Origin of the sequence: Caballeronia sp. RCC_10, assembly GCF_041360715.1 — a bacterium.
GTDB lineage: Bacteria > Pseudomonadota > Gammaproteobacteria > Burkholderiales > Burkholderiaceae > Caballeronia > Caballeronia grimmiae.
The window spans coordinates 134,060-159,040 of record NZ_JBFUPT010000004.1 but is presented as its reverse complement, the minus strand read 5'-3'; the positions used below and the strand labels follow the sequence as shown (position 1 = coordinate 159,040).

The window sequence follows — 24,981 nt, the reverse complement described above, 5'->3', positions numbered from 1 at the left end:
CATGGACCCGCGCGCCCGACTCTCAGCCAGGCTCACGTTCAAGCCGATGCCCGCCGCGAGGCGCTTCGTGCGCCGCGTGCGCGATGGTGAACGCGGCGCCGTCGCGATTCTGTTCGCCATGTGCGCGAGCGCGACGATCGGCTCGATGTGCATGTCCCTCGATGCGATCGACTACGCGATGACGCAGGGCCGCATGCAGATGGCGCTCGACGTCGCGACGCTGTCGGCCGGCGCGGACCTCTCGCACTTCAATGGCACGCCGACCGGCGCGAATCTCGCGACCTGGCAGGCCGACGCCCGCGCCTACTACAACGCGAACATGCCAACGAACGCGCTGGGCTTCACGATGCCCGACGCCAGTTTCGTCGCGACCGTGACCGGCACGCCCGCCGCCGGTCAGAAAATTTCGTTGTCCGCATCGGGCTCGATGCCGCTCTTCGCGCCGAAGGTCCTGAGCATGCATGCGAGCGGTCCGGGGTCGGGGTCCGGCTCCGGCTCGACGCCGTCGTCGCCGCAGGCGTCCATCGTCTCGGCGACGAACACGGCGTTGCGCCTGCCCGAAAGCACGCTGGAACTCGTGATGGTGCTGGACAACACCGGCTCGATGAGTTCGCCCGCGAATGGCGTCAGCGGCGATACGAAGATGACCGGACTGAAGAAAGCGGCAAACACGCTGATCGACAGCGTGCTGCCATCGGCATCGAAGAAGAGCTATATCGGGCTCGTGCCGTTTGCGAGCACGGTGAACGTGAGCGGCGCGTTGTCGTCGAGCGGGAGCTGGCTCAGTTCGTCATGGCCCGTCTATAACGCGACTTCTTCGATCAAGACGGCAAGCTGGAGCGGTTGCCCCGTCGAGCCGCGCACGGGAGGCTACCTGTCCCCGGAAGCGTATTCGCCGGGCGATACGCGCAAGTTCGGCCGTTACTACTACAACGTGCCGACGAGCGGACTGAGCGTCTACACGTATAGCAGCAGGAGCAATTACAGCTCGTGCAGCCTTTCGAGAAACTACTCTCCCACGGTCGCGAGCAACGTTCCGGTCACGCTGGGTTCGGGCGGCGCCAATCTGTGTGACTATCCCAGTTCGGGACAAGGAACCGGCATCGGGTATCGCTACGACCAGTACACGTCCTCCGGGCAAACGCTCACGCAAAATTCCGGCTGTCTTACCACACCGGTCACCTTCCTCACGCAAGACGAGACGGCGCTCACCAGTGCCGTCAACGCGATGACGCCTTCCGGTTCGACCGTCATTCCGATCGGTCTGCTATGGGGCTGGCGCATGCTCGAACCCGCGTGGTCGCAGAACGTGGCGGGCAAGGGAAACGGATGGGTATCGACGGATACGAGCTTGCCCAAGCCCACCGATGGCACCGTGTCGAATCTCCAGCGCGTGATGATCGTGCTGACCGATGGACTGAATCAGATCGGCGCAGCGGGTTCCATTCCCAATACGCTGTACTTCAACGGCTTGTCCGGCGTGGGATCGAACAGCCTTGCCGCGAACGCGGTGAAACGCGCGGACGGCTCCTCGATGACCAATGCACGCACCGATTCCGCGGAACTGCATGGCGGCGATCCGAGAGACCCTTCGAGCGGCAACAACGCGGGCTGGCCCGACGACGCGAACACGTTTCAGTTGGCGATCTGCTCGGCGATGAAGGCGAAGGGCATCACGGTCTATGCGATCACGTTCGGCGCGTCGGCCTCGAGTTCGACCGCGCAGGTCACGATGCAAAGTTGCGCGAGTCCCGGCAACTATTACCATGCACCCGACAACGCCACGCTGAACAGCATCTTTCAGCAGATCGCGGGCAGGCTCGGTGTGCTGCGGCTGACGCAATGACGCCGATCAACATTCGCCCGTAAAATGCCGGGTGTGAAAGCGAACCCTGATCCCATCGATTTTTCCGCCGCCTCGGATGTGGTCGCGCGCCGTCTCATCGGCGCGATCGTGACCGTGGATGGCGTCGGCGGCCGTATCGTCGAAACCGAAGCTTACGACCGCGAAGACCCGGCATCGCACAGCTTCTCAGGCCCCACGCCCCGCAACATGGTCATGTTCGGGCCGCCCGCGCATGCGTATGTGTATCGCTCGTATGGCATTCATTGGTGCCTGAACTTCGTGTGCCGCGAAGCCGGTCACGGCGCGGGGGTGCTGATTCGCGCGATCGAACCGTTGACCGGCATCGACGCGATGCGCGAGCGGCGCGGACTCGAACCGCTCAAGCTGTTGTGCTCGGGACCGGGGCGCGTGGCGCAGGCGCTCGGCATCACGCACAAGAACAACGGCATGTCGCTGCTGGAAGCGCCCTTTCATATCGAGCCGCCCGAAGAAGCGTTCGACATCGTATCGGGGCCGCGCATCGGCATCAGCAAGGCGATGGATGTGCCCTGGCGTTTCGGGCTTGCCGGATCGAAATACTTCAGCAAGCCCTTTCCCAAAGACTGATCAATCTGCCGGGCGCAGCTTCTTCACTTCTTCATCCGATGGTTGCACGCTCGCGCCATCGACATAACGGAAATTCGTCATTACGCCTTTGCCGTCCTTCAGCGCGGTGACGCCGACGTAGGCGCCCATCGTCGATTGATTGTCCTGCTTGCGATAGACGATCGGACCGAAGGGCGTATCGACAGGCAAGCCCTTGAATGCGGCTGCGAGCTTGTCGGCATCGGCGCTGCCCGCTTTCTTGAGCCCATTGGCAAGCGACATCATCGCCGTATAGCCGACGACCGAGCCCAGGCGCGGATAGTCATGGTATTTCGCCTGATATGCCGCGACGAACTGCTTGTTCGCGGGGGTATCGATGGAATACCACGGATAGCCCGTCACGATCCAGCCCGCGGGCGCTTCCGCGCCGAGCGGGTCGAGATAGTCCGGCTCGCCGGTCAGCAAGGACACCACCGCGCGATCCTTGAACAGCCCGCGCGTGTTGCCCTCGCGAACGAACTTGCCGAGGTCCGCGCTGAAAAGCACGTTGAAGATGGCGTCGGGTTTCGCATCGGCCAGGGCTTGCGTGACCGCGCCTGCGTCCACGTTGCCAAGCGGCGTGGCTTGCTCCGCGACGAATTCGACATCGGGCTGCGCGGCTTTCAGCAGGCGCTTGAAGGTCGCCACCGCGGACTGGCCGTATTCATAGTTCGGATAGACGAGCGCCCAGCGCTTCTTTTTGAGCTTCGCTGCTTCCGGCACGAGCATCGCGACCTGCATGTAAGTGGAAGGCCGCAGGCGATAGGTGTACTTGTTGCCGTTCTGCCAGACGATCTTGTCCGTCAGCGGTTCGGCGGCGAGAAAGAATATGCGCCGCTGCCTGGCGTAGTCAGCGAGCGCGAGGCCCGTGTTGGACAGATAGCCGCCGAACAAAAGCTTCACCTGTTCGCGGGTGACGAGTTCCTGCGCCACGCGCACGGTATCGCCGGGGTTGCCGTTGTCGTCGCGAGAGACGACTTCGAGCTTGTTGCCGTTGACGCCGCCTGCGGCATTGATCTGTTCGAGCGCGAGATTCCAGCCATTTCTATAGGGCATCAGAAAAGCGGGCTGCGCTTTATAGCTATTGATTTCGCCAATTCTGATTGTGTCCGCGTGGGCTTCGAAAACGCTTAGCGCCGCCATGGCGGTCAAAGTGAGCTTGAGCAATCGTCCTGCACGAATCGTCATCAATCTTTCTCCTTTAGCGATATTGCTTTCGCGCGAGCATGACGCTCAAACGCCCAGGTACGCACGACGCGCGGCATCGTCGCGCACGAATTCATTCATCGGGCCTTCATGGCGAATCTGGCCTTTTTCGAGCACATAAACGCGGTCGCTGACGAGCGCCGCAAAGTGCAGATTCTGCTCCGACAAAACAATGGCGATGCCTTCACGTTTCAATTCGAGGATCATATCGGCCATTTGCTCGACGATGACCGGCGCCACGCCCTCCGACGGCTCATCGAGCAGCACCACGCGCGGATTGCCCATCAACGTGCGGGAAATCGTCAGCATTTGCTGCTCGCCGCCGCTCATGCGACTCGCGCGGCGGCCCCGCATTTCGTTCAGGTTTGGAAACACGCGAAAGAGTTTCTCGGGCGTCCACAAGGGCGCGCCTTCGCGCGGGGGCTGACGGCCGGTGTCGAGATTCTCCATCACGGTCAGATCGCCGAATATGCGACGGTCTTCCGGCACATAGCCCAGCCCCATGCGCGCGATGCGATACGGCGGCAAGCCGATGATGCTCTCGCCCGTGAACGATATCGCGCCCGTCGTACGCGGCAACAGGCCCATGATGGCCTTCATGGTCGTCGACTTGCCCGCGCCATTGCGGCCCAGCAAGGCGACCACTTCGCCGGGCCGCACGTCGAAGGCGACATCGAAAAGAATCTGCGCACGGCCATAAAATGCGTTGAGGGCGCCGACCTCGAGCAGCGTCATCGAGCGGCTCCGTCGTTGAGCGCGGCATGCGGACTGAACGATGCGCCCGTGCCCAGATACACTTCGCGCACGCGTGAGTCGTTGCGAATAGCATCGGCATCGCCTTGCGCGATCAGCTTGCCGCGCGCCAGAACGATCAGCGTATCCGCATATTCGAACACCACGTCCATGCTGTGCTCGGTGAAAAGCACGCCGATGTTGCGCTCTTTCGCAAGGCGCGCGGTCAGCGCCATCAGCGCGTTGCGTTCTTCGGGCGCCATGCCGGCGGTCGGCTCGTCCATCAGCAACAGCTTCGGGCGATTCGCCAGAGCAACGGCCAGTTCGACGCGCTTGACATCGCCATAAGCCAGCACGGCGCAACTGCGTTGTGCATGTCCCGCCATGCCGACGAGATCCAGCAACGCCATGGCTTCGTCTTCGCGCCACGAAGCGATGCGTGAAAACAGGCTGAAAACGCGCCGTTCGTGCGACAGCAAGGCCATCTGCACGTTTTCGAGCACGGTCATCGAATTGAACGTGGCCGCGATCTGAAACGTGCGGCCTACGCCGAGCCGCCATATGTCGCGCGGACGCTTACCCGTTATCCGTTGACCGTCCAGCTCGATCGAGCCTGCGCCTGGCTTGAGTTGCCCGTTGATCATGTTGAAGCACGTCGATTTGCCCGCGCCATTCGGACCGATGAGCGCAAGCAGCTCCCCCGCCTTCAACGAGAACGACACGTCATCGACGGCCTGCACGCCATCGAACGATTTCGACAGATGTTCGATGCGCAAGAGCGTCATTGCGCCTCCGGGAATCTATCGCGCAGAAAGCCTGCAATGCCCTGCGGAAACGCGATGACGAGCACGAGAATGGCCGCGCCGAGCAGCGCCTGCCAGTAGTCGGTTTGCCGCGCGACAGTGTCCTGCAACCACGTGAACACCGCAGCGCCGACGATAGGCCCGGTCAGCGTCTGTATGCCGCCTAGCAGGACCATCACGAGGCCGTCGACGGAGCGCGCGACGCTGATCACGTCCGGTGAAATGTTCCCCTTCGAGAACGCGTACAGTGAGCCTGCGAGTCCGCACACGAGCGATGCAACGACGAAGGCAACCCACTGCACGCGCGCCACGTCGATGCCGACTGCTTCCGCGCGCAAAGGCGAATCGCGGCCCGCGCGCATTGCAAGACCGAGCGGTGCAAACAGCATGCGGCGCAGAAACCAAACGCCCGCTATCGCGGCCAACAGCGTCAAGTAATAGAAGGCGACCGGCGACGAAAGCCACGGCGATGGCCACAACCCGAGCAGGCCGTTGCTGCCGCCCGTCACGGCGTCCCACTGATACACGACCGACCATACGATCTGCGCGAACGCGAGCGTCAGCATCGCAAGATAGACGCCGGACAAGCGCACGCAGAACCAGCCGAAGACGATAGCGCCCAGGCCCGCGATGATCGGCGATAGAACGAGCGCCGCTTCCATCGGCAAGGAAAATGCCTTGAGGAACAACGCCGCGCCGTATGCGCCGAGGCCGAAATAAGCGGCATGTCCGAACGAATGCATGCCGCCCGGTCCCATGATGAAATGCAGGCTTGCGGCGAACAGCACGGCGATCATGATCTCGACCAGCAACACCGGCATGTACGGAAAAGCGTTTGCAGCAAGCGGCGCGAGCACGAGCAGCAACACGACAGCGCCCGCCGCGAACTTCGTGCGCCGCGTCGCGGGAACGAGCGGCCTGTCGGCGGGCGCGGCGGAACGCGCGATGGCTTGCGGACGACCGAAGAGCCCCCAGGGCCGCAACACGAGCACGACCGCCATCACGACGAACTCCGCGACCAGCGTGAATCGCGACAACGAGAAGTCCACGCCCATGACCGACACGTGTCCAATCCCGATGCACAGCGCCTTGATCTCCGCGATCAGCAGAGCCGCGACGAACGCGCCGGGAATCGAGCCCATGCCGCCCACCACGACGACGACGAAGGCATCGCCGATCGTCGCGATGTCGAGCGACAGATTCGCCGACATGCGCGGCGCCTGCAATGCGCCGCCCAGCCCCGCGAGACATGCGCCGACGAAGAACACGCCGGTAAAGAGCCACGCCTGATTCACACCCAGCGCGCCGAGCATCTCGCGGTCCGCACTGGCCGCGCGCACGAGCGTGCCCCAGCGCGTGCGCGTCAGCGCATACCAGAGCGTGGCGAGCACGAGCGGTCCAATCACGATGAGCATGAGGTTATAAGCCGGCAACGCATGGCCGAGCACTTGCACCGCGCCCGCGAGATGCGGCGCGCGCGGGCCGAACAGATCTTCCGGGCCCCACAGGTAAAGCGCGGCGTCGCGAAAGATCAATACGAGCGCGAAGGTCGCGAGCAAATGGAATAGCTCCGGCGCGTGATAGATGCGTCTCAGCACGCCGATTTCGATGACCGCGCCCAATGCGCCGATGACGACCGCTGCGGCCACGACCGATGCCCAGAATCCCGCTACGCTCGCACCGAAGCGGCTCGTCAGGCTATACGCCACGTACACGCCGAGCATATACAGCGAACCATGCGCGAAGTTGACGATGCGCGTCACGCCGAAGATCAGCGAGAGTCCCGATGCGACGAGAAAGAGCGCGCAGGCATCGGCGAGACCGTTGACGAGTTGGACGAGCAGATTGGCGAGCATCGGGCGCGTTGAAAACGAGAAGGCAAAAGAACGACGAGGCGACATTATCAATGAAATTGGACTGAGCCTTTCTGCATGACAAAAACCTCTGCGCTGGAAAACACGGCTTGACGGCGTCGATGGCTCGTATATTCTCGCTAGAGGGACTCAGTGGCCATGCGCCGCCATCCCTCGAGTAGTTCAATTTCGCCAAACGAGCATTATCGTGAGCGTCCAAAGCCCTCTGGTTAGCAGAAGCGCGAGCCGCTTCTTCACCGATCGCTGCGGCATCTATCCCGATTGCCGCTTCATGCCGGTCGTCACCATCCTGTCTCGCCGTTCCGTGCGGCGACGCAACGCCATTGCAGCGCGCGCGTTCATCGCCGTGGATTGCGTCGGCGCGGCTTCGCTGCTGCCGTAGCGCCTCTTCTTCCGCTTCTTCCGCTTCTTCCCTGCACAGCCGCTTGAGCGCGAGCATTCGCGCGGGCCTGGCTCGTCTGCACGCTTTGCGGCCGACATCTCCCGCCCTGGCCGGAGATGCGCGCGCCTATGAAAACGCATCGGAAAGAGAGAACGCAAATGGAACGCATAGACGAATTCCTGCGCAAGCATCGCATCACTGAAATCGAAGCCATCATTCCCGACATGGCGGGCACCGCACGCGGCAAGATCATTCCGCGCAGCAAGTTCGAATCGGGCGAATCCATGCGCCTGCCGCAGGCCGTCATGATCCAGACGGTAACCGGCGATTATCCCGACGACGCGAGCTTCACGGGCCTGACCGATCCCGACATGATCTGCGTACCGGATGCATCGACGATCCGCCTCATTCCGTGGGCCACTGACCCGACCGCGCAAGTCATTCACGACTGCGTGCATTTCGACGGCACGCCGGTCGCCATTTCACCGCGCCGCGTGTTGCGTCAAGTGCTTCAGAAATTCGAGGCGAAAGGCTGGCGGCCCGTCGTCGCGCCTGAACTGGAATTCTTCCTCGTCGATGTCAATCGCGATCCCGACCTTCCGTTGCAGCCACCCGTCGGCCGCACGGGCCGCGCGGAAACGGGCCGGCAAGCGTATTCCATCGACGCGGTCAACGAGTTCGATCCGCTCTTCGAAGACATCTATGAGTATTGCGAGGTACAGGAACTGGAAGTGGACACGCTGATTCACGAAGTCGGCGCGGCCCAGATGGAGATCAACTTTCTGCATGGCGATGCGCTCAATCTCGCGGACCGCGTGTTTCTGTTCAAACGCACCGTGCGCGAAGCCGCGTTGCGCCACAAGATGTACGCGACGTTCATGGCCAAGCCGATGGAGAACGAACCGGGCTCGGCCATGCATGTGCATCAAAGCATCGTCGATGAAGAGACCGGGCGCAATCTCTTCACCGGGCGCGACGGCGAAGCAACGGGCCTGTTCTATAGCTACATCGCGGGCCTGCAGAAATACACGCCTGCGCTGATGCCGGTGTTCGCGCCGTATATCAATTCATACCGAAGATTCTCACGCTTCATGGCCGCGCCGATCAACGTCCAGTGGGGCTACGACAATCGCACGGTCGGCTTTCGCGTGCCGCATGCGTCACCCGAAGCAAGGCGCATAGAGAATCGCCTTCCGGGCGTGGACTGCAATCCTTATCTCGCGATTGCGGCAACGCTTGCTGCCGGCTATCTCGGCATGACGCAGCATCTGGAACCGACTGCGCCGCTCGCCAGCGACGGCTATCGCATGCCCTTTCAGTTGCCGCGCAATCTCGACGAAGGCTTGACGCTGATGGGCGCCTGCGAGCCGCTCGCGGACATGTTCGGCGAGAAATTCGTGCGCGCCTATCTTGCGTTGAAGGAAACCGAATACGAAGCGTTCTTCCGAGTCATCAGTTCATGGGAACGCAAACATCTATTGCTGCACGTCTGATAGCGGAGGCAAACATGAATGATCGTATCCACTCGACAGCGCGTTATCGTGCGCTCGATGCCGCGCATCATCTGCATCCCTTTTCGGATATGGCGGAACTCAATCGCGCGGGAAGCCGCGTAATCGTGAAAGCGGATGGCGTCTATCTGTGGGACTCGGATGGCGAGCGCATCATCGATGGCATGGCGGGGCTGTGGTGCGTCAACGTCGGCTATGGACGGCGCGAACTCGTCGATGCAGCATGCACACAGATGCAGGCATTGCCCTACTACAACACGTTCTTCAGAACGACGCATCCGCCGGTGATCGAGCTATCCGGCATGCTCGCGCAACTGGCTCCGGCAGGCTTCAATCGCTTTCTGTACTGCAACAGCGGCTCTGAAGCGAACGATACGGCGCTGCGCGCGGTGCATCGCTATTGGGCTTTGCAAGGCAAGCCGAACAAGCGTCATGTGATCGCGCGACACAACGCCTATCACGGATCGACTATAGCGGGCGGCACGCTCGGCGGCATGACTTACATGCACGAGCAGATGCCGTCGATGATGGAGCACGTCGCGCATATCGATCAGCCTTACTGGTTCGGCGAAGGCGGCGAAATGGACGTCGAAGCATTCGGCCTCGCGCGTGCACGTCAGCTCGAAGCAAAGATCGTCGCACTCGGCGCGGAGAACGTCGCTGCGTTCATCGGTGAGCCGTTTCAGGGCGCGGGCGGCGTGATCTTTCCGCCATCGACTTACTGGCCGGAGATCGAACGCATCTGCCGCAAGCACGACGTTCTGCTTATCGCCGATGAAGTGATCGGCGCCTTCGGGCGCACGGGTGAATGGTTCGCACATCGCCACTTCGGATTCGCGCCGGATGTCATCACGATGGCGAAGGGTCTCACGAGCGGCTATGTCCCGATGGGCGCGGTCGGGCTGTCGGACCGCATCGCGGATGCGATCGTTAATGGCGGCGAGTTCAATCACGGATTTACTTATTCCGGGCATCCGGTCGCGGCGGCCGTCGCGGTCGCGAACCTGAGGCTATTGCGCGATGAAGGCATCGTCGCACGCGTCAAAGACGATGCGGGACCATATTTTCAACAGCGATTGCGTGATGCGCTGAGTGATCATCCGCTCGTCGGCGAGATACAGGGTGCGGGTCTCGTTGCAGGCATTCAACTCGCTGAAGATCCGGTCAATCGCAAGCGGTTCGCCAATGGCGGCGAGATCGGAACTCTATGCCGCAATTTCAGCTTCGACGACAATCTCGTGATGCGCGCAAGCGGCGACCGCATGTTGCTATCGCCGCCGCTCGTGGTGACGCACGATGAAATCGATGAGATCGTCGCCAGGGCCAACGCGGCGATCGATGCGACGGCGAAGGCGCTTCACATCTTGTAGTCAGCTTTGTGCCTTGCTGGCGAAGTGATCCGCCGCCATCAGCCTGAAAGCGGTGACGGCGGGATTGTCCTGATCCGCGCGCCAGGCCATGCTCATTTCCGCCTGCACGCTGTGGTTCGCAATCAGGCGGAACTCAACGTTGTCGTAATGGAAGCGTTGCGCCGATGCCGGCAGAATGCCCACACCCAGCCCGGCGCGCACGAGCGACAGAATGGTCGGCGTCTGATCGATATATTGCGTGAAATGCGGATTCACTTCTTCCGCAGCAAGCATGCCCATGATGCGTTCATAGAAGTATTTTCCGTGCGTAGGCGAGTGCATGATGAACGGCTGTTGATCGAGCTGCCGGAGCGCGATCTGTTCATGGCCGCATAACGCGTGACCCGCTGGCAGTGCGACGATCAAAGGCTCTCGGTCGACAAGCTGAAACTCGAGCTTTTGACGCGACGGCAAGGGCCTGAGAAAACCAAGGTCGATTGCATTAGCGGCAAAGGCCTCGATCTGCGCGACGGAAATAAGTTCGAGCAACACGACATCGATATCCGGCAATTCGCGCCGTGCAGCAACGAGCACTTCCGGAATGAGTTCATACCCCGCCGCGCCGTGAAGCCGATTCGCACGCGCCCCGTCTTGCCCTTGCTCGCGCGACGCACGGCGCTTTCCGCCTGCTCGGAGAGATTGAGCAACCGCGATGCATCGGCGAGGAAAACGTGGCCTTCGGTCGTCAGCTTGACGGTGCGTCCGATGCGCTCGAACAGCTTGACGCCCAGGTTCTCTTCAAGCAGATGAATCTGCCTGCTGAGCGGCGGCTGCGTCATGTTGAGCAACGCGGCGGCACGTCGGAAGTTCAGCTCCGTCGCGGCGGCGACGAAGCAACGTACTTGTCCAAGGTCGAGCATCGTGATCGGCGCAAACGGCGCGGGTGACGGCATAGCCGATCATTATAGGTGCGCTGCCAGAGGTGTCGCGCTGCGTTGCCGCGTCAATCAGGTCGTGAGGCTGCCTTCAGGACGCTGACCTGCGAGCGCCTTGGCGATACTCGCCAGCACCATCTCGCCCATCGCCGTGCGCGATTCCACGGTCGCGCTCGCGCGATGCGCCTGCAACACCACGCGATCCATGCCGAACAGTTCGGACGGCACATTCGGTTCATCGACGAACACATCGAGGCCCGCGCCTGCGATCACGCCGCCCTTCAGCGCATCGACGAGATCGTGTTCCGCCACCAGCTTGCCGCGTGCAACGTTGATGAGATAGCCGTCCTTGCCGAGTGCATCGAGCACGGCTGCATTGACGATGCCCTGCGCTTTATCCGCTGCGGCGGCCAGCACGAGAATGTCGCTTTCGCGAGCGAGCGATAGAAGATCGAGCACGAAGCGATGCTCGACATCGTCCATGCGGCGAATGTCCGTATAAGCGATCGGACAGCCGAACGCCGATGCGCGCTGCGCGATCGCGCGGCCCACCTTCCCAAGCCCGACGATGCCCACGCGCTTGCCGCTAAAACGGCGCGACAGCGGGATCGCAGCGGGGCTCGGATTGGACGGCCACTTGCCGGCCTTGACGAACTCATTGCCGGGGCAGATCTCGCGCAGCACCGTGATGATCAAACCGATAGCCAGATCCGCCACGTCTTCGGTCAATGCGCCGAAGGTGGCCGTCACAGGAATGCCGCGTGAGCGGGCGAATTCGAGATCGACGGCATCCGTGCCCACGCCATTGACCGCGATTACTTCGAGCGCCGGCAGCTTCGTGATGAGTTCGTTGGAGATGCCCGTATGCCCGCCTGTGATGACACCCCTGATCGAGACACCATGCTCGCGGATATACGCCTCTTTGTCGTCCTGTTCGAAGAGGCGATGCATCGTGTACTGCGCGTTCAAGGTGTCGTTGATCGCGGGCACGAGGATGGGATTCAGTTGCAGGATGTTGGGCTTCAAGAGAGTGTCTCCGTGTGAATCGCGTTCGTCGCGGGCGATGGATTGCGACGGATCATGTCGTCTTTTCCAGTGCGCGTCCAATCCCAAATCGCTATCAATTGATCCACGATTCGATGCTTCACGCGGAGCGCTGCAACCGATTCAATACGGGAATCAGGTAATAGCAATAAAAGATTGGACGGCTGATCACGTCCGCCGCGAGAATCGGTTCATCGGCAGAAAGAACACAAAAAATTGCCTTGAATCTGATCGGAGACATCAGCGTGAAATCGAGCCTTACATTCGCACTTCCCTTGCACTTCCCCGCCTTCGCACGTTTTAGCGGCCCCGCCCGCTAAGGCTGTCCCCTTCGCAAGAACACGCGTTCAACCCATGCGCGATGTTCTCCTTGCGTCGAATGAACCGGAGGAAGTCACATGAATAACGCTGAAGGCGTTGTCTCGTCCGTGCAGGCCGAGCCCATTGCGGGCAAGCGCACGGGTCATCGATGGATCGTGATGGGCCTGATCTTCTGTATCTGGGCCATCGCTTGCGCGGACCGCGCGAATTTCGGCATCGCACTGCCCTATCTCAAGAAGGAATACCACATCACGAATACCGAGGCTGGCTTGATCGTCAGCCTCTTTTCGTTCGCCTATGGGTTCGTGCAGATCCCAGTCGGCCTGCTTTACAAGCGTCTCAGCGAAAAGACCACGGGCTTTCTTTTCGCCGTGTTCATGATTCTGACGTCCGTGTTCACTGGCCTCATGGGCACCACGTCGTCGGTGTTTCTGCTTCAGGCGTATCGCGTCGGCCTTGGTTTCTCGGAAGGACCGCTCGGCATCGGCTGCACGAACATCATCAACCGCTGGTTTCCGGCCAAAGAGAAAGGCACGGCAACCGGCCTCTGGATCGCAGCGTCGAAGCTCGGGCCGCTGATCGTGCCGCCTGTGTGCATCATCGTGATCCAGCTTTGGGGCTGGCGTGAAATCTTCTACGTGTTCGCGGTGCCAGGTATCGTCCTCGCGTTCGTGTGGATGGTGCTGGTCACGAATTCACCCGGAGAAAACAGGTTCTGTTCACCCGAGGAACGCCGCTATATTCTCGATGAAGCGCCCGCCGGCAAGAGCGAAGCCAAGGCCGCGAGCCGCGGCCATCTCGAACCGATGCCCTGGCTCGACGCCATCAATCGCACGAAGCGCGTGGCCCCGCTCGACACGATTCGCCAGGTGTTCCGCTCGTGGAATATCTTCGGCGTGGCCTTGGGCTATGGCTGCATGATCGGCATCAGCAACATCTTCATCTCGTGGATTCCCACGTATCTCGTCACCGTGAAAGGCTTCGCCTCGGTCAAGATGGGCTTTCTCGCGTCGGCGCCGTTCATCGGCGCGGTAGCGGGCAACATGCTCGGCGGCTTGATCTCCGACCGTCTGCTCGGCGGCCGCCGCAAGCCGATGATGATGCTCGGCGCGTTCGGCACCATGATCATGATGTTCGCGCTGATCGACGCGCCCGATAGCGTCGCTTATCTCGGCGCGGCGCTGATCGTGTCCGGCCTCATGCTCGGCATCGGCTTCGCGGGCTATTCCGCGTATCCGATGGGCCTTGCCACGAAAGCGACGTATCCGACGGCATTCGGCATCGTCAATTCCCTGGGGCAGATCGGCGGCGCGTGCGCCCCGCTCGCCGTCGGGCTGCTGCTCGATCGCTATAGCTGGACGAGCGTGTTCCTCTATATGTTCGGCACGTCCCTGCTCTGTCTCTTGCTGCTCCTCAGCATTGTCGAACCGGTGGCAAGCGTCGATGCGAAAAACAAGGGCTAACCGCTCATAATCCTTGCTCGACCATCGAAAGCAGACGCGCGGCAAGCGGCTCGACCTCTTCAGGACCGAGCCCTTGCAGCGGACCTTCGATCAATAGCAGCGCGAAACCATGCACCGCGCTCCACGCCAGATACTCCGCCTGCCTGCGGCGACGCGCTTCGAGCGCGCCCGCCTCCACCATCTCATCGAGCGCGCGGCTCAATAGCTGGAAAGGATCGAGACCGCTCGGTCCCGCGCCATAGGGCGCGTCGTGCTCGGCCCACTCCGCTTGCGGCGCGGCAAACGCGGTGCGGAACAATCCCGTCTCCTCCTGCGCGAAACGCAGATAACCCGCACCGATCGCGCGCAGCCCCGAGCGCGCGGCATCGGCGCGGCGACGCTTCTTCGGGCGCGCGGCCAGTTCGTCTTCCATCGCCGCAGCCACCGATGACAACGCCGCCGACCGCACCGCCGACAGCAACGCCTGCCTGCTTTCGAAATGCCGATACGCCGCGTTAGGCACGACGCCCGCACGGCGCGTCGCTTCACGCAGCACGATTGCATCCGGCCCGCCCTCGCGCGCAAGCTCGATCCCGGCGTCGATCAACGCACGCCTCAGATCGCCATGTCTGTAAGTGCTTCGCGCTTTCGTCGCGTTCGGTCTTGTCATTTTTGCTTGCACGGGCGATGCGTTATGTGGACAGCGTCCATTATCTCTGCTACTTTTTGTGGACGGTGTACACAAGTGAAGAATTATTTTGCGTACGCCTTTGCCGTTGTTCTGTCACGACAGGCGTGCATCGTAGGAATACCGTCACGTGTGGAGGCAGCATGTCCGTTCTGAACGACCGTATGAATGACGAAGCGCGCATACGCGAGATTGCCGAGGCGTGGCGGCAAGCGGTGCTCGCAAAAGACACGTCTGCGCTGGTCGCGCATTACGCGGCGGATGCCGTCGTGTTCGATGTCGTACCGCCCGCGTCGATGCAGGGCGTCGAGCACTATTGCGAGAACTGGCAGCGCTGGTTCGACAGCATCAATGGCCCGTTCACGTTCGAGTTCCGGGAGATGCATGTCGCGGCAAGCGGCGACCTCGCGTTTCTGCACTCGCTCAATCGCGTGGCGGCGGGCGGGCGCGACGACATCGTTCGCGCCACCGTATGTTTCAGAAAAATAGACGGCGACTGGCGCGTGGTGCACGAGCACGCCTCGGTGCCGCTGATGATGGACATGGACCCCGACGAAAAGCCCTGACCGTCTCTTTCAAGGAGCAGACATGCAAGTTCAACCCTATTTGTTTTTCGAAGGCCGTTGCGAAGAAGCGGTCACGTTCTATCGCGAACAGCTCGACGCACAAGTGCTCATGATGATGCGGTTCAGGGACAATCCCGATGCGTCGAAAGACAGCGGCAGCGAAGCGGCCAGCGGCTGCAGCCTGCCCGCAGGCTCGGAGGACAAGGTCATGCATACCGCGTTCACCATCGGCGATTCCATGCTGATGGCCTCCGACGGCATGTGCAGCGGCAAGCCCAACTTTCAGGGCGTATCGCTCTCGCTGACGGCCAACGACGAGCAACAGGCCGAGAAGTTCTTCAACGCGCTCGGCAACGGCGGCCAGGTGCAGATGCCGATGACGCAGACGTTCTTCGCCAAGCGCTTCGGCATGGTGCAGGACAAGTTCGGCGTGTCGTGGATGGTGCTCGGCGGCGTGGAGAGCCACCCGGCCTGATCGCATGCTGTCATGCGGGCACGGGCGGCCATTGAAAGCTCTAAAGACCGGACAAGCGTATAGGCCTTCCAAAACGTGGAACAATATAAGGCGCTATCCGCAAAACCGAACAGAAGGAGTTTTCAATGAGCAGCCCGCGCAAAAATCATCTAACCGGCTCGGACATGCCCGCTGACTCAGCCGATCGTCCGTCGCGCGAGGAAGCCGAAGCCGCCGTGCGCGTGCTGTTGCGCTGGGCCGGCGACGATCCCCGCCGCGAAGGCCTGCTGGACACGCCGGCGCGCGTCGTGCGTTCCTATGAAGAGTTCTTCGCCGGCTATGCCGAGAATCCGCACGACATCCTCGCCCGCACCTTCTCCGAAGTGCAGGGTTACGACGAAATGATCGTACTGAAGGACATTCGCTTCGAGAGCTATTGTGAGCATCACATGGTGCCGATCATCGGCCGTGCGCATGTCGCTTATCTGCCGAACAAGCGCGTAGTCGGCATCTCGAAGCTCGCGCGCCTCGTCGATGCGTTCGCCAAGCGCCTGCAAATCCAGGAGAAGATGACCGCGCAGATCGCGGATACGCTGGATGAAGTACTGCAGCCGCTCGGCGTGGGCGTCATTCTCGAAGCGGCGCATCAGTGCATGTCGACACGCGGCGTGCACAAGGCGGGCGTGGCGATGGTGACGTCGCGCATGCTGGGATCGTTCCGCGACGATCCTTCCACGCGGCGCGAGTTTCTTGCGATTGTCGGACAATCGAGCGCGTTCAGCGTGACGAATACCTGACGCGCACACTCGCGGCACGCAAAAGAAAGGGCCTTAGCGGCCCTTTTTTGTTTTCTATGCGCCGTGGCCGTTGTCGCCGCCGACGCCATTGCGCGGCGCATCCGCTCCCGCGCCTTCGCGCACCTTGCCCTGCGAAACGTTGCTGCCGGGCGGGACGCTATGCGTGAGCCACACGTTGCCGCCGATCACCGAGCCCTTGCCGATGGTGACGCGGCCAAGGATGGTCGCGCCCGCATAGATCACGACATCGTCCTCGACGATCGGATGCCGCGCGTTGCCCTTCACGAGCACGCCGTCATTGCCTGATGGAAAGCTCTTCGCGCCGAGCGTCACGGCCTGATACACGCGCACCCGCTCGCCGATGACCGCCGTCTCGCCGATCACCACGCCCGTGCCGTGATCGATGAAAAAGCTCGGTCCGATCGTCGCGCCGGGGTGAATGTCGATGCCCGTCAGCGAATGCGCGATCTCGTTGATGAAGCGCGCGAGCAGCGGCACGCCGAGCTTGTGCAGCGCATGCGCGAGACGATGATGCGTCATGGCCCACACGCCCGGATAGCACAGCAGGATCTCGGTAATGTGCTGCGCGGCGGGATCGCCCGTGAAAGCGGCCTTGATGTCCGAGACGAGCAGCGCACGGATTGCCGGCAATTGCGCGCCGAATTCACGCGCGATGCCGAATGCAAGCGTGTTCAGCTGGGAATCGTTCGTGTCGCGATATTCGGGCAGAAAGCGCAATGCGCGGCGAATCTGCTCATGCAACAGGCGCAGCGTGTTTTCGAGCGTCTGCCCGACGTAGTAATCGACGCTTTCGTCAGTCAGATCCGGCGCGCCGTAATGCGTCGGAAAGAGTGCGGAGCGCAGACCATTGACGATCTTAAGAATGGCGTCGCGCGACGGCAATTCGCGTATGCCAAGCGGATGCCGCGTGCGATGCAATTCCTCGCGCGACTCACGCAGTTCCGCGACGATGCGCGACAAGCCCCATTCGCGCGAGTCGTGAAGCGGCGCGTCGTTGAGGGAGTCAGGCGCGATGTCGCGTGGCATGGAAGTTCTGACCGAAGGCGTGTTCTGCATATCGACAACGAAAAAATGTAAACGGCGACCGTGACGCGCACGGCGGAATTACCTCAAGCGTACCCGGTTTCGACTGGCCTTGCGTCGACGCAGTCCGGAGTTGGCGCTTTCGCACGCGACTCTGTCGATTCGACGCGCTTGCTCACACCGTTACATGGCTTGCATCGATCCAGCGCACGGCCCAGTCGCGTGCGTGCGCGATCGCGTCCTCCTCGCTCGGGAAGCGCAATTCAGCGGGGAAAAAGCGGTTCGCGACGAGTTCGCCATCGCTCGAACGCGAGATGACGACATACGGTTGATAGCTTCCGTCCGCCGTCCGGGCTGGCGCGCAGTTGAGTAGATAGCCTCGATGGAAAAAGGCTGCATCGTGTTGCATGAGTCACCCGTCCTAAAGTGCCCTGCTCTCTCGAATGGCGTTGCCTGAAGTCGGGCAGCGTCGCGCGTGTTGCGCCCTATTGCGCTTTGCTGCGGACAAGCTTCAAATAATACTGGTAGTAAAACCCCTGAGTGGCGAAAAAAATCCGCGAAATTTTTATCGTCGATGGAGCGCCCATCGTGCAAGGCTTCCGCTTGCGTCGTCAGAAATCCGGAACGGCTCTTGCAGCAAAGCATCGTCACTCATGCCACTGCAGGAGGTCATCGTGAACAACGCTGAAGCTAACGAACCGCAAGACAAGCAGAGCGATCGTGCGGCGCGTAGCCCGATCAAAACACCTGCGACCGAAACCGCGCACGTCAGCATGGACGATGCGAGGAAAGCCGAGGCCGGCCGCGAAGCGCATGCCGGCGCGGGCGCAATGGAAGACACGGCCGCGCCGAACCGGGCGCAAAGCCGTCATCCGCGCGGCATCGATGTCCTCAACGACGAGTCACTCGACGACACCGTCGATGCCGATGGCAAGAACATCCATGCGAAACGGGAAGCGGAGATGCGCGCACGCGAGCCGGATTCGGTCATTTCATCGAATGCGACGCTCGTCAATACTGTTCCCGAACCGGGTGACGGACTCGGCGGCTTCGACAGCCGTCCCGCGCGCAATGGCCTTGCGCTGGCGCTGGAGCGCGGTTGCCGGATGATCGATCGCGGCATGGTCACGCCGGCGCTGCCGGAAGTCGAAGCGCAGCAGCGCTTCGAAGCACGCGATGCGCGCGGCCACACGTTGCGCGGCCGCAAGCACTATGCGTTGAACCACCTGCGGCCATCGCGTCTCATTGAAATAGAGCGTTCGTGATGGCGTGCAGACAGGCCGCGCACGACATGCGCGGCCTGTCTGCGGATCGGCTTTACTCGTCCTTCTTCTTCTCTGCCTCATCGTCGGTCTCGATGCGCGTCACGCCGCCGGTCGCGGGCGGATCGCTCGCCGGAAACGTGTCTTCTACTGCCTTGTCCACGATCTCTTCATGGCGCTCCGAATGGGGATTCTGTTCCTTGGTGTTGCTCATTGTCGGCTCCTTTGTCGTGGGCTCGCGAGGCGAGCCGTGGGTGTCTTCATGCAATGCAGCAACGTTCATTCCAACACGGGCAAAAGCAGGCACACCGATTGCGCAAGAGCTTGGCCGCACAGAAGATTCGGATGACAGCCGCATCAATCGAACGAGAAGAGGAAGGGAAACATGAGCACGAGTCAGGCATACGACGATTACAACGCCACTGACGAAACTGCCGACACCCCCGCGCCGCCGCCACTGGAAACGCACGCCGCCGCGCCAGCGCGATCGTCGGCCGAACAACGCTTCAAGACCGCGCTCGCGTGTCTCGGCACGGCTTACGCCCTCTCATGGGCCGAACTAGGCCTCTCGCTCGCGCTGGGCTTTCCCGGCGATGTGGCGAGCCATCCCGTGGCGGCGTCCATCGTTTCCCGCGTGCTCGTCGGCCTCCTTTACCTGTGCGTCGCGTCGCGGTTGCAATGGGCGCGCTGGGTGACGGTGGCGCTCGGGTTCGCATCGGTTGGACTCGTTGCTCCGACGCTCGCGATGCAGTGGCATGTGTTTCCCAGCGCCGCCGTGCTTTCCGGCGCAATGCTGGCGTGCCGGCTCGCGGCGTCGCTCTACCTGCTTTCGCCGATGCCGTCGCGCAAGGCCGGATAAGCAAAAGCTTCGCGGCTTTTCATCGTGCAGTGGCGCGTGCACAATGCGTTGCGAATCTTCAACCGCAACGCATAGCGAGGCTGCTCATGAAAATTGCCGTTATCGGTGCGACCGGCACGGTCGGCCGGGCTGTATGCGCCGAATTGCAGGCGCGTCACGAAATAATCGACATCGGCGCGACGCGCGGGACACATCGCGTCGATCTGCTCGATGTCGACAGCATCAAGCGTCTTTTCGACACGATTGGCCACGTCGATGCGATCGTCGCCACGGCGGGACACGTCCATTTCGGCGAACTCGTGAAGATGACGCCCGCGCAATTTCGCGTCGGCCTCGACGACAAGCTGATGGGCCAGGTCAACCTCGTCCTCACGGCGCGCGATTATCTGAACGATGGCGGTTCATTCACGCTGACGAGCGGCATCGTCGGCGCGGAGCCGATCCGGCTGGGCGCGAGCGCTGCGGCGGTCAACGGCGCCATCGACGGCTTCGTGCGCGGCGCGGCAATCGAGCTGCCGCGCGGCTTGCGCATCAACGCGGTCAGTCCGACGGTGCTCACGGAAGCGATGGAGAGCTACGGCCCTTACTTTCGCGGGTTCGAATCAGCGAGCGGAGCGCGCGTGGCGCTTGCGTACAGCCGCAGTGTCGAAGGCGCCGAGACGGGGCGTATTTATCAGGTTCACTAAGCATGCAAAACGATGCCATGCGATGCACGCGCGACGATTATCGCGTGACCACCGATATCGACACCTTCGACTTCGATGTCGTTCACCGTTATCTGAGCGAAGTGGCGTACTGGTCGCCGGGGATAGCGCGCGAGACGGTCGAGCGCGCTGCGCGGCATTCGCTCGCGTTCGGACTGTTCGAGGGCGAACGGCAGATTGGCTATGCGCGCGTCATTACCGATACCGCGACGTTCGCCTATCTCGCCGATGTGTTCGTCTTGCCTGAGCATCAAGGCGCCGGACTCGGCACGTGGATGATCGAATGCATCATGGCGCATCCCGGCTTGCAAGGGCTCCGCCGAATGATGCTGGTCACGCTAGATGCGCACGGCGTTTATGCGCGGTTTGGCTTCGAAGCGCCAAAGCATCCGGAGAGGATCATGGAAAAAATCAGCCGCTCCTGACGCCTCGCGCGTTGCTGGGCGTACATTGCCGCGATTGTTCGGCTGCCCTGGATTGTCAATTCGACGCGCCGCCCTTTTTCCTCGCCGCCCGTCCTTTTACAGTGTGTCCTTCGCCGCGCCGGCCGTTCAGTGCTGAACGCGCCGGGCGTCAGCTTTGCGACGGCCGAACGCGAGGCCACGGCTTCGCCGGCACTTTCCGGTTTTCATTCTATGCATATCGACTCGCCCACCGTCTCCGGGGCACCGGACGACGTTTCCACCACGCTACGCCAGTGGCTTGCCGTGCTCGCGGTCGCAGTCAGTGCGTTCGCGTTCGTGACGGCGGAATTTCTGCCGGTCGGCCTGCTGCCGCAGATTGCTCGCGACCTGGGCGTCAGTCCGGGCATCGCGGGCCTGATGGTGACGACGCCCGGCGTCATGGCCGCGATCTTCGCACCGACGCTCATCATCGGCGCGGGCCGCATGGATCGTCGATATGTGTTCCTGCTGCTCACCGCCGTCCTCTTCGTGTCGAACGTGGTGTGCGCGATGGCCCCCGGCTTCGCGATGATGCTCGTCGGACGCGCGATGCTCGGCGCGGCGCTCGGCGGCTTCTGGACGCTCGCGACGGCGGCGGCGCCTCGCCTCGTGCAGGGCAAGGACGCAGCGAAGGCGACGGCGATCATCCTGACGGGTGTTACGTTCGCGACGGTCATCGGCGTGCCGCTCGGCATCTTCATCGCGTCGTTTGCGTCGTGGCGGCTTTCGTTTGCCGCGACTGCGGGCCTCGTCGCCGTCGCGCTGATGGCGCAGGCGCTGCTGGTGCCACGGCTGCCGTCCGCGTCCGGTCTGCGCATCCACGACTTCAAGGCGCTGCTGGCAAGGCCGCATGCGCGACTCAGCATGGTGATGGTGGCGTTTGCATTCGGCGCGCACTTCTCGACTTACACGTACATTGCGCCCTTGCTGGAACAGGACTTCTCACTGAACGCGATCACCTTGCTGCTGCTCGGCTTCGGCGTGATCGGCTTCTTCTCGAATGCGCTGATGTCGGCGATCGTCGCGAAGCACCTCGTCAAGTCCGTGGCCGTGATGATTCTGCTGCTTCTCGGCGCGATCGTATCGATGCTGCTGTTCGGGCATTCGCACATCGGCGAAACAGCGGCCATGCTGATCTGGGGCGTCGCGTTCGGCGCGCTGCCGCTGTGCTTCAGCGTGTGGATTCAGCGCGGCACGGCGGACTATCCGGAAGCCGGCTCGGCCATGTTCGTCAGCATCATTCAGGTGGCGATCGCGATGGGCTCCGCAGTGGGCGGCGCGATCGTCGACCGCGCGGGCGTGGAAACCGACTTCATGCTCGGCGCGGGACTCGCCGTGCTCGGCCTGCTGACCTTGCAGCGCGTGACGGCGCTGGGACGTTCGGGCATGGCGCGCGCCACGAAGGGTCCGTGCGAGCCGTCGCTCGACTGAGGCTTGGCGGCGCGTGACCGAAGACGTGAGACGTCAGGCCTGCTTCAGCATCCCTGCGTGTTCACATACAGCGAATACAAGCCGTGGCTCGCCGCCATGAACAACCGGTTGCGATGCCGGCCACCGAAACACACGTTCGCGCATCGTTCCGGCAAATCGATATGCCCGATCGCCTCGCCTTGCGGCGTGAATACGCGCACGCCGTCGAGTTCCGCATCGCCCATGCCCCAGCCGCACCACAAATTGCCGTGGATGTCGACGCGAAAGCCATCGGGCGTGCCGGGACCGGCGTCAATCAGAAGGCGCGGTTCGCCGAGCGACCGGCCGCCGTTCAGCACATCGAACGCGAAGATCTTGCGCGGCGTCGAGCGCGATTCGACGACGTACAGCACGGATTCATCGGGCGAGAACGCGAGTCCGTTCGGGCCGACGAAGCCGTCGATCATCTTCGTGATCTCGCCGCTCTGTCCATCGACGCGATACACGCATGGCCTCAGTTGCGGCTCCTGCTTCTCGCCCTCGTAGTAGCCGTCGATACCGAACACGGGATCGCTGAACCAGATCGATCCATCCGACTTCACGACGACATCGTTCGGCGAATTCAGCGGCTTGCCTTCGAAGCGATCCGCGAGCACGGTCACGGAGCCGTCGTACTCGGTGCGCGTCACGCGCCGCGTCAGATGCTCGCAAGTGACGAGCCGCCCTTCACGATCGCGCGTATTGCCGTTTGCGTTGTTGGACGGCTTCCGGAACACGCCGACCTGCCCGCTTTCTTCGTCCCATCGCAGGATGCGATTGTTCGGGATGTCGCTCCACAGCACGTAGCGGCCATCGCCGAACCACACCGGGCCCTCCGACCAGCGCGCGCCCTGATAGAGGCATTCGACCGACGCTGAAGCGATGCGCAGCGCGTTGAAGCGCGGATCGAGCACGCGGATGGCGGGGTCAGGATAGCGGCGGTCGGATGGAGGCATCGAGTGGTCCTTTTTGAGAATGCAAAGTCGTTGCGGGCGACGGCGCGCCGAAAGCGCGCGGTTCATACGCGTATCTGTGTGGCGACTGAATTAGCTCAATTCGCCCCGAGTTCCCCATCGCGCAGCCGCCACAGATTGAGCGGATTCTCGTCCGCCAGCGCTTGTGGCAAGAGCGGCGCGGGCAAGTCCTGATAGCAAACCGGCCGCAGGAACCGCTCGATCGCCATCGCGCCGACGGATGTGGACCGTCCATCGGACGTCGCGGGGAACGGGCCGCCATGCACCATCGCATACGCCACCTCGACGCCCGTCGGGAAGCCGTTCGCCAGAATCCGCCCGACCTTGCGCTCCAGCACCGGCATCAGACGCCGCGCGAGGTCGATGTCGTCGTTGTCCATCAGAAGCGTCGCGGTCAACTGGCCTTCGAGCTGACGCGCGACCGCGACCATCTCGTCCTCGTTCGCGCAGACAACGATCACGGACGTCGGGCCGAAGATTTCATCGGCAAGCTGCGGCGTCGCGAGAAACTGCTCCGCGCTCACCCGATACAGCGCCGGCAGCGCGCCGCTCGCCATCTCGCTCTCCTTGCCCGTCGCGATACGCTGCGCGCCCGACGCATCGCGATGCGCGATGCCGTCTGCATACGCCGCCGCCATGCCCGCGGTAAGCATCGTCTGCGCTTCCTTCTTTTCGAGCGCGGCCATCGCATCGTCGATGAAGTCTTCCAGCTTCGAATCCGCCAGCGCGAACAGGAGGCCGGGATTCGTGCAGAACTGGCCGACGCCCAGCGCGACCGAATCGATATAGCCGGCCGCGAGCGCATCGCCGCGCGTGGCGAGCGCGCCGGGCAGCGCGAAGACCGGATTCACGCTGCTCATTTCGGCATAGACCGGAATCGGCACGCTTCGCCTGGCGGCGATCTCGACGAGCGCGAGACCGCCACGCCGCGAGCCGGTGAACCCGACCGCCGCGATGGCCGGATGCGCGACGAGCGCCTCGCCGATTGCGTTCCCCGCGCCGACGAGCAGCGAAAACACGCCTTCGGGCAAGCCGCTGTCGGCGACCGCCTTCTGCACCGCGCGGCCCACGAGTTCGGAGGTGCCGAGATGCGCCGGATGCGATTTCACGACGACCGGACATCCCGCCGCGAGCGCCGCCGCCGTGTCGCCGCCCGCAACCGAAAACGCCAGCGGGAAGTTGCTCGCGCCGAACACCGCAACGGGGCCGAGCGGAATTTTCTGCAAACGCAGATCAGGACGGGGCAGCGGCTTGCGATCCGGCTGGGCGGAATCGAGCGTTGCGGAAAGCCAGCGCCCTTCGCGCACCAGCGACGCAAAGAGCCGCAACTGCGCGATCGTGCGGGCGCGTTCGCCTTCGAGCCGCGCTTTCGGCAACGCGGATTCCGCCTGCGCGCGTTCGATCAGCGCATCGCCCAGTTCGATGATGTTGTCCGCGATCGCCTCCAGAAACTGCGCGCGCGTTTCGAGCGGCGCGTGGCGATACGGATCGAACGCGGCGTCCGCGAGCGCACACGCGCGGTCGACTTCCGCCGCACCGCCACCGCCGAAGACGGGTTCCAGGTCGACGTTGCGAGCGGGGTCGAACGCGCGGAGCGTAACTTCGGCGCCCCGCACGGCCGATGCGCCGATCAGCATTTCTCCGGTAATCATCATGGTGAACCTCCGTGCTG

At 62.6% G+C, this 24,981-nt stretch carries 25 protein-coding genes and 1 pseudogene; 14 read left to right on the top strand and 12 right to left on the bottom strand.

Features of this window, described 5'->3' with window-relative positions; genetic code table 11:
- Position 1 precedes the first annotated feature (1 nt).
- Both AB6804_RS10510 and AB6804_RS10505 read left to right on the top strand, forming a co-directional pair.
- Positions 2–1,846: a VWA domain-containing protein gene (locus tag AB6804_RS10510; protein WP_370886404.1), complete on the top strand. Its 1,845-nt coding sequence runs from the start codon at positions 2–4 to the stop codon at positions 1,844–1,846.
- Positions 1,847–1,879: 33 nt separating this feature from the next.
- The gene (locus AB6804_RS10505; RefSeq protein ID WP_244795698.1) at positions 1,880–2,452 is read left to right on the top strand and encodes a DNA-3-methyladenine glycosylase; all 573 of its coding nucleotides are present in this window, start codon (positions 1,880–1,882) and stop codon (positions 2,450–2,452) included.
- Here the strand turns inward: AB6804_RS10505 and AB6804_RS10500 are convergent, their stop codons facing one another.
- From AB6804_RS10500 to AB6804_RS10485, 4 genes are read right to left on the bottom strand one after another with little or no spacing between them, the layout of a single operon-like run.
- The gene (locus AB6804_RS10500; protein WP_370886403.1) at positions 2,453–3,658 is read right to left on the bottom strand and encodes an ABC transporter substrate-binding protein; all 1,206 of its coding nucleotides are present in this window, start codon (positions 3,656–3,658) and stop codon (positions 2,453–2,455) included.
- A 45-nt stretch (positions 3,659–3,703) separates the two neighbouring features.
- A complete protein-coding gene (locus AB6804_RS10495) occupies positions 3,704–4,411 on the bottom strand; it encodes an ABC transporter ATP-binding protein (protein WP_370886402.1) in 708 nt (235 codons plus the stop codon).
- Positions 4,408–5,193 carry an ABC transporter ATP-binding protein gene (locus AB6804_RS10490; protein WP_035969097.1) on the bottom strand — a complete coding sequence of 262 codons (786 nt, stop codon included), beginning with the start codon at positions 5,191–5,193 and terminating at the stop codon, positions 4,408–4,410. Before AB6804_RS10490 ends, AB6804_RS10495 begins: the two co-directional genes overlap by 4 nt.
- Positions 5,190–7,067, bottom strand: coding sequence for an ABC transporter permease (locus AB6804_RS10485; protein WP_370886401.1), 1,878 nt, complete (start codon positions 7,065–7,067; stop codon positions 5,190–5,192). The genes AB6804_RS10490 and AB6804_RS10485 overlap by 4 nt, the downstream gene beginning before the upstream one ends.
- 205 nt (positions 7,068–7,272) lie before the next feature.
- Between AB6804_RS10485 and AB6804_RS10480 the strand changes: the two genes are divergently transcribed.
- The 3 genes from AB6804_RS10480 to AB6804_RS10470 all read left to right on the top strand — a co-directional run bounded on the left by AB6804_RS10480 (position 7,273) and on the right by AB6804_RS10470 (position 10,348).
- Positions 7,273–7,467 (top strand): hypothetical protein, encoded by a 195-nt coding sequence (locus AB6804_RS10480; RefSeq protein WP_035969094.1) that lies wholly within the window; start codon positions 7,273–7,275, stop codon positions 7,465–7,467.
- A 158-nt stretch (positions 7,468–7,625) separates the two neighbouring features.
- The gene (locus tag AB6804_RS10475) at positions 7,626–8,960 is read left to right on the top strand and encodes a glutamine synthetase family protein (RefSeq protein WP_370886400.1); all 1,335 of its coding nucleotides are present in this window, start codon (positions 7,626–7,628) and stop codon (positions 8,958–8,960) included.
- A 14-nt stretch (positions 8,961–8,974) separates the two neighbouring features.
- The gene (locus tag AB6804_RS10470; protein ID WP_370886399.1) at positions 8,975–10,348 is read left to right on the top strand and encodes an aspartate aminotransferase family protein; all 1,374 of its coding nucleotides are present in this window, start codon (positions 8,975–8,977) and stop codon (positions 10,346–10,348) included.
- Here AB6804_RS10470 and AB6804_RS10465 read toward each other — a convergent pair.
- Both AB6804_RS10465 and AB6804_RS10460 read right to left on the bottom strand, forming a co-directional pair.
- Positions 10,349–11,247 (bottom strand): annotated as a pseudogene (locus AB6804_RS10465) (LysR substrate-binding domain-containing protein). It lies immediately after the preceding gene.
- An 87-nt stretch (positions 11,248–11,334) separates the two neighbouring features.
- The gene (locus AB6804_RS10460; RefSeq protein ID WP_370886398.1) at positions 11,335–12,288 is read right to left on the bottom strand and encodes a 2-hydroxyacid dehydrogenase; all 954 of its coding nucleotides are present in this window, start codon (positions 12,286–12,288) and stop codon (positions 11,335–11,337) included.
- Positions 12,289–12,704: 416 nt separating this feature from the next.
- Between AB6804_RS10460 and AB6804_RS10455 the strand changes: the two genes are divergently transcribed.
- On the top strand, positions 12,705–14,090 hold the full coding sequence (locus AB6804_RS10455) for an MFS transporter (RefSeq protein WP_370886397.1): 1,386 nt from the start codon (positions 12,705–12,707) through the stop codon (positions 14,088–14,090).
- Between the two features lie 4 nt (positions 14,091–14,094).
- On the opposite strand, the gene AB6804_RS10450 is transcribed toward AB6804_RS10455, so the two are convergent.
- Positions 14,095–14,739 carry a TetR/AcrR family transcriptional regulator gene (locus AB6804_RS10450; RefSeq protein WP_370886396.1) on the bottom strand — a complete coding sequence of 215 codons (645 nt, stop codon included), beginning with the start codon at positions 14,737–14,739 and terminating at the stop codon, positions 14,095–14,097.
- Between the two features lie 161 nt (positions 14,740–14,900).
- On the opposite strand from AB6804_RS10450, the gene AB6804_RS10445 reads away from it, so the two are divergent.
- The 3 genes from AB6804_RS10445 (at position 14,901) to folE (ending at position 16,574) form a co-directional block, all read left to right on the top strand.
- Positions 14,901–15,323, top strand: coding sequence for a nuclear transport factor 2 family protein (locus AB6804_RS10445; RefSeq protein WP_370886395.1), 423 nt, complete (start codon positions 14,901–14,903; stop codon positions 15,321–15,323).
- Positions 15,324–15,345: 22 nt separating this feature from the next.
- On the top strand, positions 15,346–15,798 hold the full coding sequence (locus AB6804_RS10440) for a VOC family protein (protein ID WP_370886394.1): 453 nt from the start codon (positions 15,346–15,348) through the stop codon (positions 15,796–15,798).
- A gap of 125 nt (positions 15,799–15,923) precedes the next feature.
- Positions 15,924–16,574 (top strand): GTP cyclohydrolase I FolE, encoded by a 651-nt coding sequence (gene folE / locus AB6804_RS10435; protein ID WP_035969081.1) that lies wholly within the window; start codon positions 15,924–15,926, stop codon positions 16,572–16,574.
- A gap of 54 nt (positions 16,575–16,628) precedes the next feature.
- Here folE and epsC read toward each other — a convergent pair whose 3' ends face one another.
- On the bottom strand, positions 16,629–17,621 hold the full coding sequence (gene epsC / locus AB6804_RS10430; RefSeq protein WP_370886393.1) for a serine O-acetyltransferase EpsC: 993 nt from the start codon (positions 17,619–17,621) through the stop codon (positions 16,629–16,631).
- A gap of 172 nt (positions 17,622–17,793) precedes the next feature.
- Positions 17,794–18,027, bottom strand: coding sequence for a hypothetical protein (locus AB6804_RS10425; RefSeq protein WP_370886392.1), 234 nt, complete (start codon positions 18,025–18,027; stop codon positions 17,794–17,796).
- A gap of 265 nt (positions 18,028–18,292) precedes the next feature.
- On the opposite strand from AB6804_RS10425, the gene AB6804_RS10420 reads away from it, so the two are divergent.
- Entirely contained in the window at positions 18,293–18,883 is a 591-nt protein-coding gene (locus tag AB6804_RS10420; protein ID WP_370886391.1) for a DUF3005 domain-containing protein, read from the top strand.
- Positions 18,884–18,935: 52 nt separating this feature from the next.
- On the opposite strand, the gene AB6804_RS10415 is transcribed toward AB6804_RS10420, so the two are convergent.
- On the bottom strand, positions 18,936–19,094 hold the full coding sequence (locus AB6804_RS10415) for a hypothetical protein (RefSeq protein WP_370886390.1): 159 nt from the start codon (positions 19,092–19,094) through the stop codon (positions 18,936–18,938).
- A 171-nt stretch (positions 19,095–19,265) separates the two neighbouring features.
- On the opposite strand from AB6804_RS10415, the gene AB6804_RS10410 reads away from it, so the two are divergent.
- The 4 genes from AB6804_RS10410 to AB6804_RS10395 all read left to right on the top strand — a co-directional run bounded on the left by AB6804_RS10410 (position 19,266) and on the right by AB6804_RS10395 (position 22,317).
- Complete coding sequence (locus AB6804_RS10410; protein ID WP_370886389.1) at positions 19,266–19,739, top strand: hypothetical protein; 474 nt, start codon at positions 19,266–19,268, stop codon at positions 19,737–19,739.
- Between the two features lie 86 nt (positions 19,740–19,825).
- Entirely contained in the window at positions 19,826–20,425 is a 600-nt protein-coding gene (locus AB6804_RS10405; protein ID WP_370886388.1) for a short chain dehydrogenase, read from the top strand.
- Positions 20,426–20,427: 2 nt separating this feature from the next.
- Positions 20,428–20,868 (top strand): GNAT family N-acetyltransferase, encoded by a 441-nt coding sequence (locus AB6804_RS10400; RefSeq protein ID WP_370886387.1) that lies wholly within the window; start codon positions 20,428–20,430, stop codon positions 20,866–20,868.
- Between the two features lie 210 nt (positions 20,869–21,078).
- A complete protein-coding gene (locus tag AB6804_RS10395) occupies positions 21,079–22,317 on the top strand; it encodes an MFS transporter (protein WP_370886386.1) in 1,239 nt (412 codons plus the stop codon).
- A 44-nt stretch (positions 22,318–22,361) separates the two neighbouring features.
- Here AB6804_RS10395 and AB6804_RS10390 read toward each other — a convergent pair whose 3' ends face one another.
- Both AB6804_RS10390 and AB6804_RS10385 read right to left on the bottom strand, forming a co-directional pair.
- Positions 22,362–23,291 (bottom strand): SMP-30/gluconolactonase/LRE family protein, encoded by a 930-nt coding sequence (locus AB6804_RS10390; RefSeq protein ID WP_370886385.1) that lies wholly within the window; start codon positions 23,289–23,291, stop codon positions 22,362–22,364.
- Between the two features lie 95 nt (positions 23,292–23,386).
- Positions 23,387–24,964, bottom strand: a complete 1,578-nt coding sequence (locus AB6804_RS10385; RefSeq protein ID WP_370886384.1) for an aldehyde dehydrogenase (NADP(+)) — start codon at positions 24,962–24,964, stop codon at positions 23,387–23,389.
- Between the last annotated feature and the right edge of the window lie 17 nt (positions 24,965–24,981).

Excerpts from the sequence above, each read along its gene's own strand:
- AB6804_RS10410 (WP_370886389.1), top strand. The coding sequence starts at position 19,266 with ATGAGCACGAGTCAGGCATACGACGATTACAACGCCACTGACGAAACT.
- AB6804_RS10415 (WP_370886390.1), bottom strand. The coding sequence starts at position 19,094 with ATGAGCAACACCAAGGAACAGAATCCCCATTCGGAGCGCCATGAAGAG.
- folE (WP_035969081.1), top strand. The coding sequence starts at position 15,924 with ATGAGCAGCCCGCGCAAAAATCATCTAACCGGCTCGGACATGCCCGCT.
- AB6804_RS10495 (WP_370886402.1), bottom strand. The coding sequence starts at position 4,411 with ATGACGCTGCTCGAGGTCGGCGCCCTCAACGCATTTTATGGCCGTGCG.
- AB6804_RS10500 (WP_370886403.1), bottom strand. The coding sequence starts at position 3,658 with ATGACGATTCGTGCAGGACGATTGCTCAAGCTCACTTTGACCGCCATG.
- AB6804_RS10475 (WP_370886400.1), top strand. The coding sequence starts at position 7,626 with ATGGAACGCATAGACGAATTCCTGCGCAAGCATCGCATCACTGAAATC.
- AB6804_RS10440 (WP_370886394.1), top strand. The coding sequence starts at position 15,346 with ATGCAAGTTCAACCCTATTTGTTTTTCGAAGGCCGTTGCGAAGAAGCG.
- AB6804_RS10450 (WP_370886396.1), bottom strand. The coding sequence starts at position 14,739 with ATGACAAGACCGAACGCGACGAAAGCGCGAAGCACTTACAGACATGGC.
- AB6804_RS10400 (WP_370886387.1), top strand. The coding sequence starts at position 20,428 with ATGCAAAACGATGCCATGCGATGCACGCGCGACGATTATCGCGTGACC.
- AB6804_RS10445 (WP_370886395.1), top strand. The coding sequence starts at position 14,901 with ATGTCCGTTCTGAACGACCGTATGAATGACGAAGCGCGCATACGCGAG.
- AB6804_RS10470 (WP_370886399.1), top strand. The coding sequence starts at position 8,975 with ATGAATGATCGTATCCACTCGACAGCGCGTTATCGTGCGCTCGATGCC.
- AB6804_RS10490 (WP_035969097.1), bottom strand. The coding sequence starts at position 5,193 with ATGACGCTCTTGCGCATCGAACATCTGTCGAAATCGTTCGATGGCGTG.
- AB6804_RS10405 (WP_370886388.1), top strand. The coding sequence starts at position 19,826 with ATGAAAATTGCCGTTATCGGTGCGACCGGCACGGTCGGCCGGGCTGTA.
- AB6804_RS10455 (WP_370886397.1), top strand. The coding sequence starts at position 12,705 with ATGAATAACGCTGAAGGCGTTGTCTCGTCCGTGCAGGCCGAGCCCATT.
- AB6804_RS10395 (WP_370886386.1), top strand. The coding sequence starts at position 21,079 with ATGCATATCGACTCGCCCACCGTCTCCGGGGCACCGGACGACGTTTCC.
- AB6804_RS10385 (WP_370886384.1), bottom strand. The coding sequence starts at position 24,964 with ATGATGATTACCGGAGAAATGCTGATCGGCGCATCGGCCGTGCGGGGC.
- AB6804_RS10390 (WP_370886385.1), bottom strand. The coding sequence starts at position 23,291 with ATGCCTCCATCCGACCGCCGCTATCCTGACCCCGCCATCCGCGTGCTC.
- AB6804_RS10510 (WP_370886404.1), top strand. The coding sequence starts at position 2 with ATGGACCCGCGCGCCCGACTCTCAGCCAGGCTCACGTTCAAGCCGATG.
- AB6804_RS10485 (WP_370886401.1), bottom strand. The coding sequence starts at position 7,067 with ATGCTCGCCAATCTGCTCGTCCAACTCGTCAACGGTCTCGCCGATGCC.
- AB6804_RS10425 (WP_370886392.1), bottom strand. The coding sequence starts at position 18,027 with ATGCAACACGATGCAGCCTTTTTCCATCGAGGCTATCTACTCAACTGC.
- epsC (WP_370886393.1), bottom strand. The coding sequence starts at position 17,621 with ATGCCACGCGACATCGCGCCTGACTCCCTCAACGACGCGCCGCTTCAC.